The sequence below is a fragment of the Candidatus Aegiribacteria sp. genome, assembly GCA_021108435.1.
Taxonomy (GTDB): domain Bacteria; phylum Fermentibacterota; class Fermentibacteria; order Fermentibacterales; family JCC-6; genus Aegiribacteria.
This window is the reverse complement of sequence record JAIOQY010000062.1, coordinates 1-17,762: the sequence shown is the minus strand read 5'-3', so window position 1 is coordinate 17,762 and position 17,762 is coordinate 1. Positions and strand designations below refer to the sequence as shown.

At 46.7% G+C, this 17,762-nt stretch carries 17 protein-coding genes; 14 read left to right on the top strand and 3 right to left on the bottom strand.

The features are described from left to right. The 5 genes from K8R76_03765 to htpG all read left to right on the top strand — a co-directional run bounded on the left by K8R76_03765 (nucleotide 1) and on the right by htpG (nucleotide 5,208). Nucleotides 1–762, top strand: coding sequence for an ATP-binding cassette domain-containing protein (locus K8R76_03765; GenBank protein ID MCD4847288.1), 762 nt, complete (start codon nucleotides 1–3; stop codon nucleotides 760–762). 3 nt (nucleotides 763–765) lie between these two features. Next, complete coding sequence (locus tag K8R76_03760; protein MCD4847287.1) at nucleotides 766–1,635, top strand: MlaD family protein; 870 nt, start codon at nucleotides 766–768, stop codon at nucleotides 1,633–1,635. Then, nucleotides 1,632–2,258 carry a PqiC family protein gene (locus tag K8R76_03755; protein MCD4847286.1) on the top strand — a complete coding sequence of 209 codons (627 nt, stop codon included), beginning with the start codon at nucleotides 1,632–1,634 and terminating at the stop codon, nucleotides 2,256–2,258. The genes K8R76_03760 and K8R76_03755 overlap by 4 nt, the downstream gene beginning before the upstream one ends. A 134-nt stretch (nucleotides 2,259–2,392) precedes the next feature. Next, complete coding sequence (locus K8R76_03750) at nucleotides 2,393–3,307, top strand: sulfatase-like hydrolase/transferase (protein ID MCD4847285.1); 915 nt, start codon at nucleotides 2,393–2,395, stop codon at nucleotides 3,305–3,307. 29 nt (nucleotides 3,308–3,336) lie between these two features. Next, the gene (gene htpG / locus K8R76_03745; GenBank protein ID MCD4847284.1) at nucleotides 3,337–5,208 is read left to right on the top strand and encodes a molecular chaperone HtpG; all 1,872 of its coding nucleotides are present in this window, start codon (nucleotides 3,337–3,339) and stop codon (nucleotides 5,206–5,208) included. A gap of 75 nt (nucleotides 5,209–5,283) precedes the next feature. Here htpG and K8R76_03740 read toward each other — a convergent pair whose 3' ends face one another. Beyond that, nucleotides 5,284–6,426, bottom strand: coding sequence for a 6-bladed beta-propeller (locus tag K8R76_03740; GenBank protein MCD4847283.1), 1,143 nt, complete (start codon nucleotides 6,424–6,426; stop codon nucleotides 5,284–5,286). A gap of 199 nt (nucleotides 6,427–6,625) precedes the next feature. Continuing rightward, nucleotides 6,626–7,156, bottom strand: coding sequence for a cyclic nucleotide-binding domain-containing protein (locus K8R76_03735; protein MCD4847282.1), 531 nt, complete (start codon nucleotides 7,154–7,156; stop codon nucleotides 6,626–6,628). 127 nt (nucleotides 7,157–7,283) lie between these two features. Between K8R76_03735 and K8R76_03730 the strand changes: the two genes are divergently transcribed. The 9 genes from K8R76_03730 (at nucleotide 7,284) to phoU (ending at nucleotide 16,189) form a co-directional block, all read left to right on the top strand. Beyond that, nucleotides 7,284–7,982, top strand: coding sequence for a response regulator (locus tag K8R76_03730; protein ID MCD4847281.1), 699 nt, complete (start codon nucleotides 7,284–7,286; stop codon nucleotides 7,980–7,982). Beyond that, nucleotides 7,979–9,721, top strand: a complete 1,743-nt coding sequence (locus K8R76_03725; GenBank protein MCD4847280.1) for a hypothetical protein — start codon at nucleotides 7,979–7,981, stop codon at nucleotides 9,719–9,721. The genes K8R76_03730 and K8R76_03725 overlap by 4 nt, the downstream gene beginning before the upstream one ends. A 130-nt stretch (nucleotides 9,722–9,851) precedes the next feature. Then, on the top strand, nucleotides 9,852–10,916 hold the full coding sequence (locus K8R76_03720; protein MCD4847279.1) for an OprO/OprP family phosphate-selective porin: 1,065 nt from the start codon (nucleotides 9,852–9,854) through the stop codon (nucleotides 10,914–10,916). Nucleotides 10,917–11,208: 292 nt separating this feature from the next. Next, nucleotides 11,209–12,078, top strand: coding sequence for a phosphate ABC transporter substrate-binding protein (locus tag K8R76_03715; protein MCD4847278.1), 870 nt, complete (start codon nucleotides 11,209–11,211; stop codon nucleotides 12,076–12,078). A 37-nt stretch (nucleotides 12,079–12,115) separates the two neighbouring features. Next, on the top strand, nucleotides 12,116–12,934 hold the full coding sequence (locus K8R76_03710; GenBank protein ID MCD4847277.1) for a phosphate ABC transporter substrate-binding protein: 819 nt from the start codon (nucleotides 12,116–12,118) through the stop codon (nucleotides 12,932–12,934). A gap of 86 nt (nucleotides 12,935–13,020) precedes the next feature. Next, nucleotides 13,021–13,854, top strand: a complete 834-nt coding sequence (pstC, locus tag K8R76_03705) for a phosphate ABC transporter permease subunit PstC (GenBank protein MCD4847276.1) — start codon at nucleotides 13,021–13,023, stop codon at nucleotides 13,852–13,854. Next, the gene (pstA, locus tag K8R76_03700; GenBank protein ID MCD4847275.1) at nucleotides 13,842–14,720 is read left to right on the top strand and encodes a phosphate ABC transporter permease PstA; all 879 of its coding nucleotides are present in this window, start codon (nucleotides 13,842–13,844) and stop codon (nucleotides 14,718–14,720) included. The genes pstC and pstA overlap by 13 nt, the downstream gene beginning before the upstream one ends. Before the next feature lie 3 nt (nucleotides 14,721–14,723). Continuing rightward, nucleotides 14,724–15,494 carry a phosphate ABC transporter ATP-binding protein PstB gene (gene pstB, locus K8R76_03695; protein ID MCD4847274.1) on the top strand — a complete coding sequence of 257 codons (771 nt, stop codon included), beginning with the start codon at nucleotides 14,724–14,726 and terminating at the stop codon, nucleotides 15,492–15,494. Nucleotides 15,495–15,532: 38 nt separating this feature from the next. Continuing rightward, nucleotides 15,533–16,189 (top strand): phosphate signaling complex protein PhoU, encoded by a 657-nt coding sequence (gene phoU, locus K8R76_03690; protein ID MCD4847273.1) that lies wholly within the window; start codon nucleotides 15,533–15,535, stop codon nucleotides 16,187–16,189. 394 nt (nucleotides 16,190–16,583) lie between these two features. On the opposite strand, the gene K8R76_03685 is transcribed toward phoU, so the two are convergent. Continuing rightward, a complete protein-coding gene (locus tag K8R76_03685; GenBank protein ID MCD4847272.1) occupies nucleotides 16,584–17,189 on the bottom strand; it encodes a hypothetical protein in 606 nt (201 codons plus the stop codon). Between the last annotated feature and the right edge of the window lie 573 nt (nucleotides 17,190–17,762).

Below are 17,762 nucleotides of genomic sequence, written 5' to 3'. Positions count from 1 at the left end.
ATGAACACGATTCTTCAGGTTAAACATTTGAGGGGAGGCTGGGATAAACAGCTTGTGCTTGATGATGTTAATCTTCAGGTGGACAGGGGAGAAGTGCTGGTTATTGTCGGCAGAAGCGGATGCGGGAAAAGCACTCTGATGCAGCACATGCTTGGACTGTTAAAACCATGGAGTGGAAAAATCCTGTTTAACGGGAGATATATATGGGAGAGTCCACAGGTTCTTCAGGAATCCCGTAGAAGGTGGGGAGTGCTTTTTCAATCCGGCGCTCTACTGGGGAATCTGACGCTGCTTGAAAATGTCATGCTGCCTTTAAAAGAGTATACCGATATTTCCAGGTCGGATATGGCTCTTGTCGCTTACAGCAAACTGGATACAGTTGATCTTGCGGATTTTGCTGATTCAAATCCTATGGAGGTTTCAGGCGGCATGCAGAAACGGGCAGGACTTGCCAGGGCTATGGCGCTGGATCCTGAAGTACTTTTCTTTGATGAGCCATCAGCAGGTCTTGATCCGGTAACTTCTGCCAATCTGGACAATCTGATTCTAAGTATTAATAAGTCTCTGGGAACCACAATGGTTATAGTTACTCATGAACTTGCCAGTATATTTGCTATCTCTGACAGGGTTGTTATGCTGGACCCTGAAGAACATGGTATTATTGCTGAAGGCACTGCAAAGGAACTGAAGAAGAATTCTGAGGACAGCCGGGTTCGTGCCTTTTTTGGAAGAGAAGATTTAATTGAGAAGAAGGAAGACTGAATAATGGCACTGACTGCTAACAAGTACAGGCTGGGAGTGTTTTTCACCGTAAGCGTTGTTGTTTTTCTTGTTATCATTGTCTGGCTTGGAGGAGGATTCAGGGAAAAGCATACAGATACCTATGTGTGTTATTTCAGCTGGTCGGTCCAGGGGCTCAATGAGGGTAGTAATGTTATGTACAATGGAGTTCCGATTGGACGTATCTCAAGCATAGATATAGCTCCTGATGGAAGACTTGTTGAAGTTATGATGGATATCAGAGCTGATTTCACTGTAGATTCTCAGATTGTTGCAATCATGCAACTGACAGGCATAACCGGATTGAGCGTGATCAACCTGAGTCCGGACACAACACGGATTCATGTGACACCACACTTCGAATTTGATGTGTTATATCCTGTTATCCCTGTTGCTGAAGGTGCATTGCAGAGTGCTGCTTCCATATTGACCAGGATGACCGAAATTATCAACGAAGTCGATTTTGTGAAGATCAGTGAAGAGTCAATTCAGCTTCTGGAGAATATCAATGAAGTTGTGGATAGTGATGTTATTAAGAATATTGAACTTGCGATCCTAAATAACTCCGCTAATCTTGATACACTCCTGATTACGTATATAAGACTTGGAGAGAATATCGACAGGCTTGTATTGACATTGAATACGATGGCGCCTGACCTGGCTATTGATGTAAATGATCTGGTAGAAGAACTCCAGGGGCTGTCAGAACCCTTGAAGGTGTTTGTTCAGAAGATGGATGAAATGCTTGTAGAGAGCACAAACATGTTTGATAATCTGTCCGCTTTTCTTGAAGCACTCAGGAATGATCCTGCGGGATTGCTTATTCGGACAACAGGAGAGGGGGTCTGGCGGTGATACCCAGGCCAGTTAAGTTTCTGATTGTATTTATTCTGCTTGTTTCCACGGCCTGCATTACAGTAAATGTTCCCATCGGTGGTGATCCAACATCATCGGCAGTTGTATGGACTGTTGATCCCGAACACCGGGAATCATGGAATGTATCTTCCAGTTACATCATTCAGATAAAGGATTTTTCTGCCACACAGGCTCTTCAGAGAGTCGAAATGATCGTACTTGCTGAGGATGGAACTCTTAACAGGGCATCCACCGATATCTGGAGCAGCCGCCCTATGGAGCTTCTACCTGATCTTCTAATGCGGGATATGGTTTCCACTGAAGCCTGGGGTGCGGTTCTCAGGAAGGCGACAATGCTGAGAGAGGATCTGATTGTTGAAGGTTTTGTCCGTGAGTTCGGAGGCAGGATTGTTGAAAATGGCTGGGAAGCTGTAATCGATATAGATGTGACCGTTCTTGACGGGCATTCATTCGATCTTGTTTTCCAGAAGAACTACAATTTCCACTGGGTGCTATCTGAACCAAGTTATTCGGAACTCGCTGAGGCCATGTCTGTTCTTATCGGAATATGGAGTGAAGAGGTAACGGGGGATATCTGGTCGTCCATGCTTCCAATACGCTGAGAAACCCTTTAAACAGGTTTGAGCAAATCGTGACTTGAACTCTGTCGCGTATGACTTTTTAACCATCCCGGCAGTTATATTCCGTTACAACAGATACGGACTGATACTTTGATTTACTGAATGACGGAGGAGTGATGGGACTGTTCAGAAAGAAAAAGGATTCAGCAGAAAATGTTGTAGGGGCTCCCGCACCAGCGAGTGATGATCTGAACAATTACATTATTGTAGTTCTTGACAGCTGCAGATTCGATACGTTCATGGAAGCTGAGCCAGGAACGATAATGAAGCTTGGTGAGCCCGAAGATCGATACTCATACGCTTCCTGGACTGCTCCTTCACATTACAATCTTCTAATGGGACTGATGCCTCACACAAGCCCGAAGAATGTCTTTGCGTCTGAATACTACAAAAAGGATTTTCTGAAATTCAATGAAAGACTTGGTGCTGACGGAGTGGAATTTAAAAGTCTGGTTCCCCGCTTGTACCTTCCCGATTATCTGAGAAATACTCTTGGTTATATAACAAGAGCGATGGTTTCTCTTCCTGTACTCAACAGTCATACTCCGGTGAACTGCGGATTCGATACATGGAAGCTCATGCCGGATCATAACGATATGGCTGCGATGCTCGATGAGATGACCTTTTCACCCAACAGGCCGACATTCTACCTTCTTAATGTAGGAGAAACGCATTACCCCTATGCTCTCCCATCTGAGCCAAAGAATGAATGGCCCAGAATAAGCGGAGTCCATGGTGTTTTCAAACACCTTGACGATAATGTGGTGGGAGGCAAACTGATTACAGATAAGGACGCTCCGAAGTTCTTTGATCAGAAACAGCTGGATAAACTGCGGGAGAGACAGGTTGAAACAGTGCGTTATCTTGATAAGGTTTTTGAAAAACTATTCGATATTGTGCCGAAAAACACGTACATAACAGTAACTTCCGATCATGGGGAACTTTTTGGTGAAGAAGGGTATTTTGGGCATGGTCCCGTTTTCCATGAGAAGGTTTTTCAGGTTCCATTTCTTGAGGGAAAGATCCGTTAATTTAAAGTACTTGAAAAAAAGGAGTGAGAATGTCCGACCGTGCGAGAAAACTGAAATTCAAAACTGAAACAAAAAAGATTCTGGATATTGTTATCAACAGTCTGTATTCACATCCTGACATATTCCTGCGTGAGCTTATTTCAAACTCGTCCGATGCCCTTGATAAGCTTCGCTTCGAGATGCTTACTTCACCTGAACTTTCATCCGGCAGAGAACTCAGGATTGACATTATTCCTGATAAGGACGCGAGAACACTGACAGTTCGTGACGACGGAACTGGTATGACTGATGATGAGATGGCAACGGAACTGGGAACAATTGCCCATTCCGGCTCAAGGGGATTTATTGAAGCCATGGACATGACTGACGGTGAAAAAACCCCTGAACTCATCGGACAGTTCGGAGTAGGTTTTTACTCAGCTTTCATGGTTGCGGATAAAGTGGAGGTTCTATCCCGGAAAAGCGGGAGCGATGAACCGGGGCAAAGATGGTCCTCAACAGGTCATGATACATTCAGCCTCAAGCAGGAAGACAATATTCCTGAGGGAACCAGTGTCATCCTTCATCTGAAGGAGAACATGAGTGAGTACCTTGACAGCTACAGGCTGAGGGAACTGGTTCGCAAATACTCCGATTTCATCTCCTATCCGGTCTATATCGAGACAGGCGAAGAGGATGAGGAAGAGAGTGGAAAACCGGTTAATACCCAGAAACCTATCTGGACGCGCTCTGAGGAAGAAGTAACAGACGAGGAGTACAACGAGTTCTTCAGTCATCTGAGCTTTGATATTCAGAAACCTCTCTCAAGACTCGTATTCCATGCCGAGGGTACTACGGAATTTTACGCTTTACTCTTCCTGCCCACTGCTCGAACAATGGAAATGCTGATGCCGGATTACAAGACCGGTATACGGCTCTATGTGAAAAAGGTAATGATAATGGAGGAAGCGGACGAGCTTCTTCCCAGATATCTCCGTTTCATCAAGGGTGTTGTCGAATCCGGAGATCTGCCTCTCAACATTTCCAGGGAAACACTACAGGAAAACCGGACCATAAGGATCATCAGAAAAGCACTGACAGCCAAAGTACTCAGCTGGTTCTCGGACATACTGGAGAATGATGTCGAGCAATATGGAAGATTCTTCATGAATTTTGGTGATCTTCTTAAAGAAGGTATCTATTCCGACGGTCAGAACCGCGAAAAACTTGCTGACCTGCTGATGGTGTGGACTTCAAAGAGCGGAGACGGGCAGAAGAGCCTCAGGAAACTTGTGGAAGACCTTCCCGAAGACGTTGACCGTATCTTCTATATAACCGGAAGCGACAGAAAGGAACTGGCGAGTTCTCCTTACCTCGAATCCGTGGGCAAAGCCGACGTCGAGGTTCTGCTGTTCGACAGTCCCGTTGACGAATTCATGCTTCAGTCGCTTGGGGAGTATAAGGGTAAGAAGCTTGTCTCTCTTCTCAAAGAAATTGATATTGATGATCTGACGGAAGAGGAGAAGGCGGAGAAGAAGAACGCAGAGGAAACCTATGCCGGACTGCTCGAGTACATCAAGGATCAGCTCGGAGACAGGGTGGAAGCCGTTCGTTTCTCGCCCAGATTGAAAGATAGTCCCTGTATTCTGGTCAGTGATAAGAACGACCCAGGTGAAATGTTCAGACAGATGATGAAAACCATGAACCAGGAAATACCTGAAGCAAAGAAAATTCTTGAACTGAATCCGGTCCATTCCGTAATTTCCATGCTGCAGGATCTGTACGATAAGGAAAGATCAGGTGATAAGCTGAAGAACTACGTGAATATTCTGTTCGATCTCGGACAGATAATGGCGGGAGGACGGCCGGGAGATCCGATCACTTTCGGCAAACGCATCACCGACCTCCTATCAGGGACGTAGCACACTTCTTCAACTTATGAAATAAAACCGGTGATTCATTAAAAGGATCACCGGTTTTATTAAGAATGCGGGAACTTACATTTGTTCCCATTCGCTCTTTTCTTCAGAAATCTCCATCAGCCAGATTTGCGAGTAGTAATCCGGGTTGATCGAATAAGCTATAATACCGTATTCATCGATGACGAAATTCCAGAATTGAGCATCATCTCCGATACCTTCGACTTCAGCCACGAAAAGTGAGTTTCCCTGAGCGTCGTAAACATCGAACACAGGCGCGAGTTCGGTTCCTCTTCTGACCCATATTCTGCCCAGATCATCGCAGCCGATATCGCTTATCGTCCACCTGTACGGTTCCGGATTGTATTCGATCACAACACCCTGAGCGCCGATGTTGCGAAGCCAGGCTTCCATCCAGTCCTTTTCCTCCTGGATTTCCTCCGGTGATTTCTCTACTTGTGCTACATCCTTTTCGATGTGCAGGATCTGATTTCCGTCTCTGTTAAAAACATTTACGATGTAATCCTCGGTGGAGTACTGAGAGAGGTATACATTGCCTGATCTGTCAGCACAGTACTCATGGCTGAAAAGGGTCTGGTTGAGTATTCCGGTCAGGTCAGTCGGATCAAACTGAAATTCGGTTTCGTAATAAATCACGGACGGTTCATTGTCCTCTTCATATCTTCCGATCAGGAATTCCGAAATCAGTTCGCCATCGATAACGTCCACAGTGAGTTTAAGCGCGATATAGGCGTTGGAATCGGCTCCCACCATATTCATCGGCGGATTGTTGGTGAACTCGGCGGAAAGCCCTTCCCATTCCCCGTCAGGTAGGAAATTGTGTATTCCACCCTGCATGGGGGCGCAGATCGAAACCCTTCCATCGCCGAGAACCGCCATGCTGAACGCCATGGTGATCTCACCGGGACCATTTCCCTGGCGCGAGATCCTCCTGATGAATTCCCCGCGGGGAGAATAGACTTTTACGCAGCAGGCTCCTCTGTCCAGAACGTAGATATTTCCGTCAGGACCATGCGCAAGAGCATCTATCGAGGCGAAGACGTAGTTGCTGTCCCCAAGTTCGACACCGATTGAATCGGTTATAATTATTGAGACTCTCTCTTCGATTTCCTGTATATCCACAGAGATCGGTTCTGTTTCACCACCACAGCCGGTCATCACCGCTATTGCAAGTGCCAGCGCTATGCTCAATTTTTTCATCAGTACTGCTTGCTCCTTTCCGAACAGTATTATCCTGATACCATCAATTTCCGTTAAGAGAATTCTATGGCGTCATTTGCATTGAAAATATCTCAATCTTCTAATTTGATGTGAATATACTGTTATTAGTGTTACTCACGCTAATGCAAGACGGTAAAGGAATGAATGATAAGTATATAGAGGATAGGTAAGAGCTCAGTTATTCTTCTTTTCTGCCTCTTTGACTCCCGGTAAGTTCAATGTGAACCGCGTATTCCATCTGAGCGATTACTTCAGTAATTGCTTTTTTGCTGTCCTGATCATCCAAACTGAATGTCATACCTCTGAGAGCATCATTCACTTCCCTGAGCCTGCGGGTTACAACGCGGGCCAGAGTGAAGAGAAACAAAAGGGCGGTATCAGGGTTATTGACAAGGAGATTATCGAATTCCCCTTTTCCCATTTTCAGAAGAGAACCATTGCTGATCGCTTTAACTGATGCGGATCTCGGAGTGCCGTCAAGGAAGGACATCTCTCCGAATATCGCTCCCTTGGTAAGAATAGCATGAACGAAGTCCTCACCGTATGAATCATCATAAACCTTGAAAGAACCATCTGTTACAATGTATAGTTCCTCAGAAGTATCGTTCTTTCTGATAAGTTCTTCTCCAGTCAGAACCCGGACAGTCGTACACGATTGTGCAACTTTCAATATATCTGTTTCATCCAGCAGGTTTATTCCTGATCTCATATTTATCCTTACTGCTTCGGCATTCTCTGCAATCATAGACATTCTATCTAAACCGGAATATCTGGAATACTACGGTTTTGAGCAAGGACGGAATATATTCAGCGATGATCCGATCCCTGGAGGTTTAATGGATTCACTGCGAAAAACTGTAATTGTTGTGGATGATGAACATGACATCCTTGATCTTGTTTCTCTTCATCTTGAGCGTGCTGGATTCAACGCGAAATGTTTCAGTAATGCATTAGATTTTCTTGACTCACTCATGGAAACAATACCGGACCTTGTGGTTCTCGATCTGATGCTCCCGGACATGCACGGAACGGAAGTCTGCAGAAAACTCAGATCATCGGACAGAACATCAGCACTTCCAATCATCATGCTGACGGCTATGGTGGATGAATCGGACAGGGTGACCGGTCTTGAGGTGGGTGCGGACGATTATGTCACCAAACCCTTCTCACCGAGAGAACTGGTCGCGCGGGTAAGGGCTGTCCTTCGAAGGACCTCGCCTTCTGAAAAGGATACGACTGGCATCGACATTGGCGGCAGGATCATCATCGAACCGGAAAGATTCAGAATAAAGGTGGATGGGAAACAGGTGGATCTTACTTCAACTGAATTCAGGATAATCAGTATTCTCGCTGAAGCTAAAGGGAGAATTTTTTCAAGAAGACAGCTTCTGGAGACCCTGTGGCATGGAGAGAAGTATGTCTTTGAACGGACCATTGATGTTCATATCAGACATATCCGCCAGAAGCTTGGTGACGCAGGCAGCATTATAAGGAGTGTTCACGGAATCGGATATAAACTGGAGGATCCCGGGTGAGATCTATCTTTACCAGGTCATTCAGAGGTTTTCTTGTTGTAATTATTCTCCTTGCCGTACTCGCTCCGCTGCTGGTTTTCGGAACGATAAGATCGAGATTCACTTCAGCCGCGTTCACGGACCTCAGCAGGACTGCAGAAGCACTTGAATTTACAGTCGCTCATCTTCTCGAGCACGATTCCGCCAGTCTTGATTCGCTAACAGACGTTATTGGCCCCAGGCTTGGTATCAGGATAACAATTATTGCGAGAGACGGAACTGTACTGGCGGATTCGGAAGAACAGCCAGACAGCATGGAGAATCACAGAACCAGACCGGAGGTTATCTGTGCATTCAACGGAAAGGTTGGCAACACGACCAGATACAGTGAAACACTTGGGCGGGAAATGCTCTATGCTGCGGTTCCGGTGATAGTGAATGATACCATTCCAGCAGTTATCAGGACGAGTCTTTTCTTCTCAGATCTCCGATCGACTCTCGGTCAGGCTGGTGTTGATATTGCCGTGGTGACTTCCGCAGTTCTACTCGCGGGTCTTATTACGGCGTGGTTTTTCTCAAGAAGCATCTCCATCCCGATACAGAGCATTGCAGGGGTGACCAGGAAAGTGGAGGAAGGGGATTTTTCAGCACGAGCCGCTCCCTGTTCGATCATTGAACTGGATCAGCTCTCGACCGATATCAACGGGATGATTGCGAAAACCATGCAACTGGTGAATGAACTTTCAGAACAGAATGCCGCACAGGAAGCGATACTCGGTTCGATAGTTGAAGGTCTTGTTGTTATTGACCATTCGCATCAAGTGGTTACTGCTAACCGGAGCTTTATCGAAATGGCCTGCGGTGAAAATCTGCCTCACTCAAATGACTATCTTGATTACATCTCCATTCCGGAGTTCAGGGATTTCATCAGTAGTGCACTTCATGACGATGTGCCTGAGGGTAAAGTAGAGTCCAATGGCAAAATTTATAATGTAAGTGTTGCTCCGGTATCAGAAACGGACAGAAAAGTATTCACCATCAGGGATGTTACCGAGTTAGAGAACCTCATGCGGATAAAACGGGATTTCGCAGCCAACTTATCGCATGAACTGCGTACTCCGCTCACTTCGATAAAGGGGTTCTCGGAAACACTTCTTGAGGAAGCGGATAATGAATCCAGTGGCCATATCGAAACGATCCTCAGGAACACCGATCGCCTGATCAGATTGACCGATGACATCCGGACCCTGTCCGAGCTTGAGCACCCATCGCGGACACTGGATTTCAAACCTGTCATGATAGAGGATGTCATAAATGATGTTATGGGCATTTTCAGGAGACAGGCGGATAAGAAAGGACTTATCCTCGATGTCGAGATCGGGAAGGAATTGCCTCCGATCAATGCTGACCGTTACAGTGTGGAACAGGTTCTGGTGAACCTGCTGGAGAACGCAATTAGGTATACCTCCTCCGGATCCGTCACAGTCAGAACCGACTCTCGTGGGAAGTATGTCACGATAGTTATAGCAGACACAGGTTCCGGAATCTCACAGGAGCATCTTCCCAGATTGTTCGAGAGGTTCTACGTTGTTGATCGGGCCAGATCCAGGAGCAGGGGTGGAACCGGTCTCGGACTGGCCATAGTGAAGCACATAATGACAGTTCACGGAGGCTGGGTAAGGGTCAGCAGTACTCCGGGAGAAGGCAGCATGTTCACTGTTGCTTTTCCTGTTCATTACGATCGCAGTCCTGAATCCTGACAGTAAATACCGCCAGCATAATCTTAACAGTATCTTAACATTTCACACATCACTGATTAACACTAGTTACTGATCTTCCCGTCATGGTTTTTGAAGTCACGTTCCTATAACCCAAAAAAGGGGGTCGTTTATGTTCAGGTTTATATGCCTGTCAGTACTTCTTGTTGTTTCAAGCACTGTTTTCGCGACCGGTGAGTTTTCCACCGGGGGAGCGGAACTGCTGAAATTCAAAGGCTATGGAATGGGTAGATTCGATATCTACGGTGAAGAGGATGCTGATCCGGATATGGGTTTCAGCGCTATTGCGGATGTAACATGGATTCCCACTCTTAATGACTGGCTGGACGCAAAAATTGAGTTCAAGCTCAAGCCGACCAAGTACGATGGTGGAAGTCATGACAGAAACATCGTTCTATTTCTTGAAGTACTGACTCTTAACGCTCAGGTAACAGATGGATTTGCCATTACCGCCGGGCAGTTTAAAAGACCATTCGGTTACAACTACTTCAGATCCGGTTCAAGCATGTTTTTTGCCGACAGGGCGATCATGACAGGCATGAGCGGATTCAGTTCATACGGGAAGCGTGATATAGGTGTTAATCTCGGATTGGATTTCAATCCTGTTGAAATCGATCTCGCCGTTACAAACGGAGCCGGTGAGAACAGACCGGAGAATGATTCTCACAAGCAGTTTACCGCGAGATTTCAGGTTGATCCGATAGACTGGATAACTCTGGGTGCAGCTGTCGGTCTCAGCGCAGGCGGCATCGATACCGATACTACGGATACCTGGAATTCGACAGGTATGGATTTTTTCACTAATGGATCGATCAGCATGGGTGAGAACACAGAGATTGACTTCGCCGGTGAATACATGAGCCTGGGATATGTCGGAGATGCCGGCGAATCCTCCACCACTGAAGGTATCGCGATGTCGTTCATGGTTGCTCCTGAATTCGGCATGGATGCCGGAGTTCTGACCTCGATCCAGCCGGCGGTCAGATACGAGACTACAAGTCCCGCCTATCTTGGAGATACCGATCCGAAGAATGATGAAGATGCTATTGATTTCTGCCTTAATTTTCATACAGGCAGTAAGAACACATTCCAGCTGGGTGGACGCAACTATTCTTTCGAGGATGAAGATACTGAAGGCTACACCGATATGTACATCAACTGGAGAATGAAATTCTAGACTGCATTTTTTACCAGGCTTCGTTTCGAAGCGTCGTAGAGAGCTGTGGATACGAGGCTTGCGAGTGCAGACCCCGCAAACGTACTTCAACAGTACGTCGAGGACGGATGCACGAGTATAACGAAGTAGACACAGCTTTATGCGGCGCTGCAGTAGAAGGCTGGTGAAATATGTGGGCTACACCCGTTCCCTTTCGGGCCAGGCTGCCCGGTCTTACGAACCTCCTCAAGTGAGACCGGGCAGCCGTAAAAGACATTAACCGCTCAAAACAACTGATTGGATAGGTTTACAAATGCATATAAACGTAATAACAAAGTATGCACCTGTTGCATTACTTGGTTTTCTGACAGTCTTTGGAGCCTGTGGTGCGGATTCAGGCAATGATACGGTACCTGATGAAGCAGTCCCTGTTGAAGACACTTCTCTGTCCGGTGAGCTTAATGTCGTCGGATCAACAACTGTCCAGCCGGTAGCAGAAGTTCTTGCAGAGGCTTTCGAAGCCCTTGAACCAGACGTAACTGTCTTTGTTCAGGGTGGCGGGAGCAGTGTGGGAGTCAGATCAGCTGTAGATGGAACTGCTGATATAGGTATGGCTTCCAGAGAGATTAGGCTGTCCGAACTGCAGGAGAACCCGGAACTCAGAGTCCATACTATTGCCCGTGACGGTATTGCAATTGTCACTGAACCCGGCGTGTCTGTTAATAGCCTTTCAAAGGAGCAGATCAAGGGTATCTTTGCCGGAGAGATAACGAACTGGAATGAAGCAGGAGGAGAAAACCTTGTCATCACAGTGGTTGCGCGTGAAGAAGGATCAGGTACGAGAGCTGCTTTCGAGGAATTAGTCATGGATGATGCTCTCATTACGGGCAACGCAATTCTTCAGCCCTCTAACGGGGCAGTAAGAACCTCCATTTCCGTTATTCCCGGAGCAATCGGGTTTCTTTCCTTCGGATATCTGGATGATCAGACCAAACCGTTGGCTGTAGATGATGTTCTTCCTACAGAGGAATTCGCGGCATCCGGTTCCTATACGATAGTAAGACCGCTCAACATGGTCACAAATGGAGAACCCGATGGGATAGCCTCTGTATTCCTTGAATTCGTAATGAGTGAAGATGGCCAGGCGATCGTTGCCTCCGAGGGTTACCTGCCGGTCAGATAGCTTTCAGAATTAATCTTGAACTTTGAAAGGAATAAAAATGAACTCGATACTTAAAGGATCTTCGCTGCTGACTTCAGCATTCTTTATGCTTGCCATTATGGGCTTTTCAAGCAGTGCGGGTGCTGTCGATATGACAGTTGCAGGTTCAACAACTGTTCAACCGCTGGCAGAACTGCTTGCCGAAAGTTATGAGAGTTTCACTGACGGTATCACGATAATCGTTCAGGGCGGCGGGAGCAGTGTAGGAGTCAAATCCGCTGCTGACGGAACCGCTGATATCGGGATGGCTTCCAGAGAAGTGAAGAATTCTGAGTTCGAAGAACATCCTGCTCTGATTGTGCATACAATTGCCCGTGATGGCATCGCTATCGTGATACATCCGGGATCTGGTGTTTCGAGCCTTTCATTGGAACAGGTCAGAGGTATATTTTCCGGTGAGATTACTAACTGGAGCGAGGTCGGCGGCGAGAATACGCCTGTCATCGTCGTATCCAGAGAAGAGGGATCAGGAACAAGAGCCGCATTTGAAGATATGGTCATGGATGATGAGCTGATCTGCCTGGGAGCAATCCTTCAGCCATCAAACGGAGCGGTCAGAACCACTGTCAGCATTACACCTTCGAGCATTGCCTACCTGTCGTTCGGTTATCTGGACAGCTCTGTAGCGCCCGTTACTATCGATGGAGTACCTCCCACTGTTGCAAATGCCACAGGTGGATCGTACCCTGTTGTAAGACCGCTTAACATGGTCACTCTCGGACAGCCTTCCGAAGCTGCAGCCGGCTGGCTGGATTTCATTCTCGGTGAAGATGGCCAGGCCATCGTTGTCTCCGAGGGTTACCTCCCGGTCAACTGAACCAGGGAAATTGAAGGTCGCCGGAAGTGACAGGTAAACAAAGGCTAGAGTCGGCAGTAAAGTACATTTTCCTGTTCTCGGCTCTGATGTCAATCCTGATAGTGGTGATGATAGGTATTTTTACCTTCAGGGAAGCCATTCCGGCTTTCAGGGATATCGGTATCATTAAGCTCCTGACCGGGACCGTATGGCGTCCCGGCCAGGGCCAGTACGGTATTCTCGCAATGATTGCCGGTTCCGGTCTCGTTACCCTCGGTGCAGTCGTCATCGGTGTTCCGCTGGCCCTTGGCTGCGCGATATTCCTTTCCGAGATAGCCCCGCCGGCTGTGAAATCGATTGTCAGACCTTCAATTGAGCTGCTTGCGGGGATTCCTTCTGTCGTTTACGGGCTTTTCGGAATGGTGGTCATCGTTCCTCTGGTGAGAAACATTGACGTGCCAGGGAATACCGGTTTTGGTCTTCTGTCAGCTTCCATAGTGCTTGCGGTAATGATACTGCCGACCATATCGAGTGTGTCTGAATATGCTATCCGAAGCGTTCCCAAACGATTCAGGGAGGGTTCTCTCGCAATGGGAGCAACGAAGTGGGAAACTATGACGAAGGTTATACTCCCCGGTGCGAGATCCGGAATAATGTCCGCAATTATTCTTGGTCTTGGACGAGCGTTAGGTGAGACAATCGCAATGATAATGGTGATAGGAAATTCTGTGATAATACCGTTTGCAGCATCCGATAACCCGCTCTCCATTTTTCTCAGCAGGGCAAGAACACTGACCGGTAATATCGCTGTTGAAATTAATTACGCTACAGGATTGCATGAAAGTGCTCTCTTTGCGACAGGAGTGGTTCTTTTTGCTCTTATCATGATAATGAACAGTTCCGCACGGATGCTGATAGGCCGCAAGAAATGGGAGAAATAGTGAATCGGCTGCAATTCAGAAAACTGCGGCAGACGGGGGCATTTTCTCTGTTATGGTTTACCGGGGCGGTCAGTGTGCTGATCATGCTCTTCGTTGTTGGATATGTGATAATGAAGGGTTTTGCACACTTGACTCCTGACTTCTTCACCACTCCTCCAAGAGGAGGTCTTTCCGGAGAGGGCGGTATATCATCGACGATAATAGCAACTGTCTATCTGGTTATCTGCACTCTTATTGTAGCGACACCTCTGGGTATCGGAGCCGGTGTATTTCTTATCGAGTATGCTGATAACTTGAAGAGCAGTATTATCAAGAAATTTGTCGCATTGGCCAGATTCGGTATCGAAACTCTGGCCGGAGTGCCTTCAATCATATTCGGTCTGTTCGGCTATGCGCTGTTCGTGACTGCCATGCATTTCGGATTTTCGATACTCTCCGCAGCGCTCGCAGGTTCATGTCTCGTGATTCCGGTGATTATAAGGACTACCGAGGAAGCTCTGAAAGCCGTTCCGGATTCATACCGTCAGGCTTCGCTTGCGATGGGAGCGTCCAGATGGGAAACCATCCGGAAGGTGGTGCTTCCCTCCGCGGTCACCGGGATATCAACCGGATTGATACTGAGTGCCGGAAGGATAGTCAGTGAGACAGCCATCTTCTATGTGACGCTTGGAGGAAGTTACCGAACACCTACATCTATAATGTCCAGCGGCAGAACCATGGCGCTTCACGTCTACTACCTTGCAATGGAAACCCGCGCTTTTGACAAGGCAATGGCCACCGGAGCTGTTCTTGTGGTTCTAATCATCATTATCAATCTAGTAATCAATGTGATATCCAGGCGGTTATCCGCCAAAACCGGGAGTTAGCGAATGATGACTGAAGCGAGAATGAGAACGGTAGACTACAACCTGTACTATGGGAGCTTCAGGGCTCTTCGTGATGTTACTATCGATATTCCGGTAAACCGGATCACCGCTATCATTGGTCCGTCCGGTTGCGGAAAGAGTTCCCTGCTCCGGAGCTTTAACAGAATGAATGAACTCATACCTGTTGTAAGAACAACCGGAGAGGTTTTCCTCGACGGCGAGAATATCTTCAACAAGGATGTAGTTGAACTGAGGAAAAAGGTTGGAATGGTGTTTCAGCGTCCAAATCCCTTTCCGAAATCGGTTTATGATAACGTTGCTTACGGCCCGAGGATACATGGGATCAGAGATAAGACCGTACTCGCGGAAATAGTTGAAACAAGTCTTAAATCGGCAGCTCTCTGGGGTGAAGTAAAAGATGATCTTGGCAAGTCCGGTCTTGCTCTCTCAGGAGGTCAGCAGCAGAGACTCTGCATAGCAAGGGCTCTTGCCATTGAACCGGAAGTTGTTCTAATGGATGAACCTGCTTCTGCTCTGGATCCCGTGGCCACACTGAAGATCGAAGAGTTGATGGAGAAACTGAAACAGAAATACTCAATAGTGATAGTAACACACAACATGCAGCAGGCCGCGCGAGTATCTGATTTCACGGCGTTTATGCTTACTGACGAGCAGAGATCAGGTAATATGATCGAGTTCGGTCAGACTACGGACATTTTCACGAATCCGGTAGATTCGCGGACTGAGGATTACATTTCCGGAAGGTTCGGCTGAGTTATGGAGACGACAGCACAGATTGAAGAGGAATAACCATGTTAATCAGAGAGACTTATGAAGCTGAACTGGACAGCATCAGGGAAGCCCTGATGCGGCTTTCCCGAATGGCTGAGGTTTCAGTTCAGGAATCCGTACGGATTCTTAAGAACAGGCTTTTCGAAGAGGGAGAAAAACTGATTCAGGGTGATAAGGTGATTAACAGGAAATGCTTTGAAATTGAGGAAGCCTGTCTGAACATTATTGCAACACAGCAGCCGGTGGCGGGAGATCTTCGTTTCATTTTCGCTGCAATGCAGATAGCAATGGAACTGGAAAGAATTGCTGATTACGCAAAAGGAATTGCAGCCATAAATATAAGAATTTCTCCCGGAGAGCATGTAAAACCCCTTATTGATATACCCAGGATGTCTGAGAAAGCATGTGAAATGCTCCGGAAAGCAATAGACGCTTTTCTCAGCAGGGATATCGTAGCAGTAGAAGAAATCCCTCCAATGGATGTTGAGATAGATCTGCTGTACGAACAGGTTTATAGAGAACTCCTGACTCATGTAATACAGAAACCTGAGATAATAAACGACGCAATGATGCTGACATTTGTCGCTCATAACCTTGAGAGGGTCGGAGACAGAGTAGTCAATATCTGCGAGCGTGTTGTCTATCTATGTACCGGTGCAGTGGTTGATCTGGGCTGACAATCCGAATCACTCTTGCTTTTCTCTCAGGTATTGCAGCGGTTCAGTCGAAATAACCCTGGGCGCAGACCGCAGATGTACTAATCGTATCCACAGCTCCATTATACATGCTTGAAAACTTCCAGGCAGAATAGTAAGAAAATGTTCTAATATCAGCCCCGGCCCCGAAATCCCGACTCCGAGGTTATGACCTCGAGGTCAAGGTTCGCGATTAGTGTGAGCCGGGGGAGAACTGTGTGCGGGGAGCAAAAGTATCTGTTGGTTATCGGTTGTAGCAGATACCAATCAGTGTCTCCTGGTTTTTGAAGAAAAGAACCCGGCTCACGATTAAATAGAATTCCTGTGCTTATACTATCTGCAGTTCCATAAGGTTCCAATCGATGCTGTTAATAAATCACATGGACAGGCTGGGTATATACTCTGAAAATTCCGTGCTATCAGTAAACGAATTGTGATTAGTGTTCCTTTTTCTCGAATCACGGATTTCCGCGTGCTCCTGACCGGGATTCAGCAGATGCAATGGTGTCCAGTCAATCAGTATGTTTTCCTTCTCATTGGGATCGACTATGACTCTGAACCTGTTCCAGCGATATAGGACAGAAGGCTTTATAAGGTTCGCATTCTCTATATAAACTGTTCTGTAGGGATCATGAATCTCAGTGGTAATCTCCAGTTCAATCCGAATTAGCGGTCCGTCATTTGTCATTCTCGTTTTCTCATAGATCGATACAAATCTGGCTACCCCGATCAAGCCGTTATCCATGAGCCTGTCTGTCATTCTACGTGCCTTTTCCAAGCTCACGGACAGAGTAACGACCACAAGTAAAGGCGCTACAACTAGCAGCATTCCCGCAATGAAATGACCGTTATTGAAGAATGGAATAAGCTTGCCTGATAGTTGAGTGCTTTGTATCACCAGAAGCATTCCCAGAAGGAAGAATGGAACGGCCAGCATCACTGACAGCCACCAGTGATTCCTGCTTCGCAATTCCGGATTCATTTATATCTCCCAACATTATCTTCATAGACTACAGCACCATGATAAAGAGCCATTGTTAAGAGAGTATTAAGATTTGAGCAGGGTTTTATTCACATTATCCCGTGGCAGGAAGCAGAAGACGGCTACATATACCGCAGAGCATCAGATATCGGGGATGGGTTACTGACAATAGATGTCAGAAGCCATGACTTTGATACGATTGCTTCCCTGATTGACAGGGGTATTATCACAAAAGAAGGTTCAACAAATCAACTTGTTTACAGATTAGATGAATGATCGCTTTCAAACTTGCGACATAACTTATGACAAACTTGCGACATCTGTTGTAACATCAAACAAAAGCAAACAGCGGCGAGGATTATTACTTCCCTGCTTATTTGCATAATCAGAATTCTGGAAATACTCTGTGATGATAGTTCAAATGGGCAGCACATGAATATCGAGGAATCCTGCACGGAGACCGGCATTCCTTGCTATTCGCTTTTTCTGTACATCCACCCGATGGTGATTGTATGCGGACTAGCTGTAGGACCCGTTAATAGATAACCTGCTTCGCTCCCTTATCAGGTATCA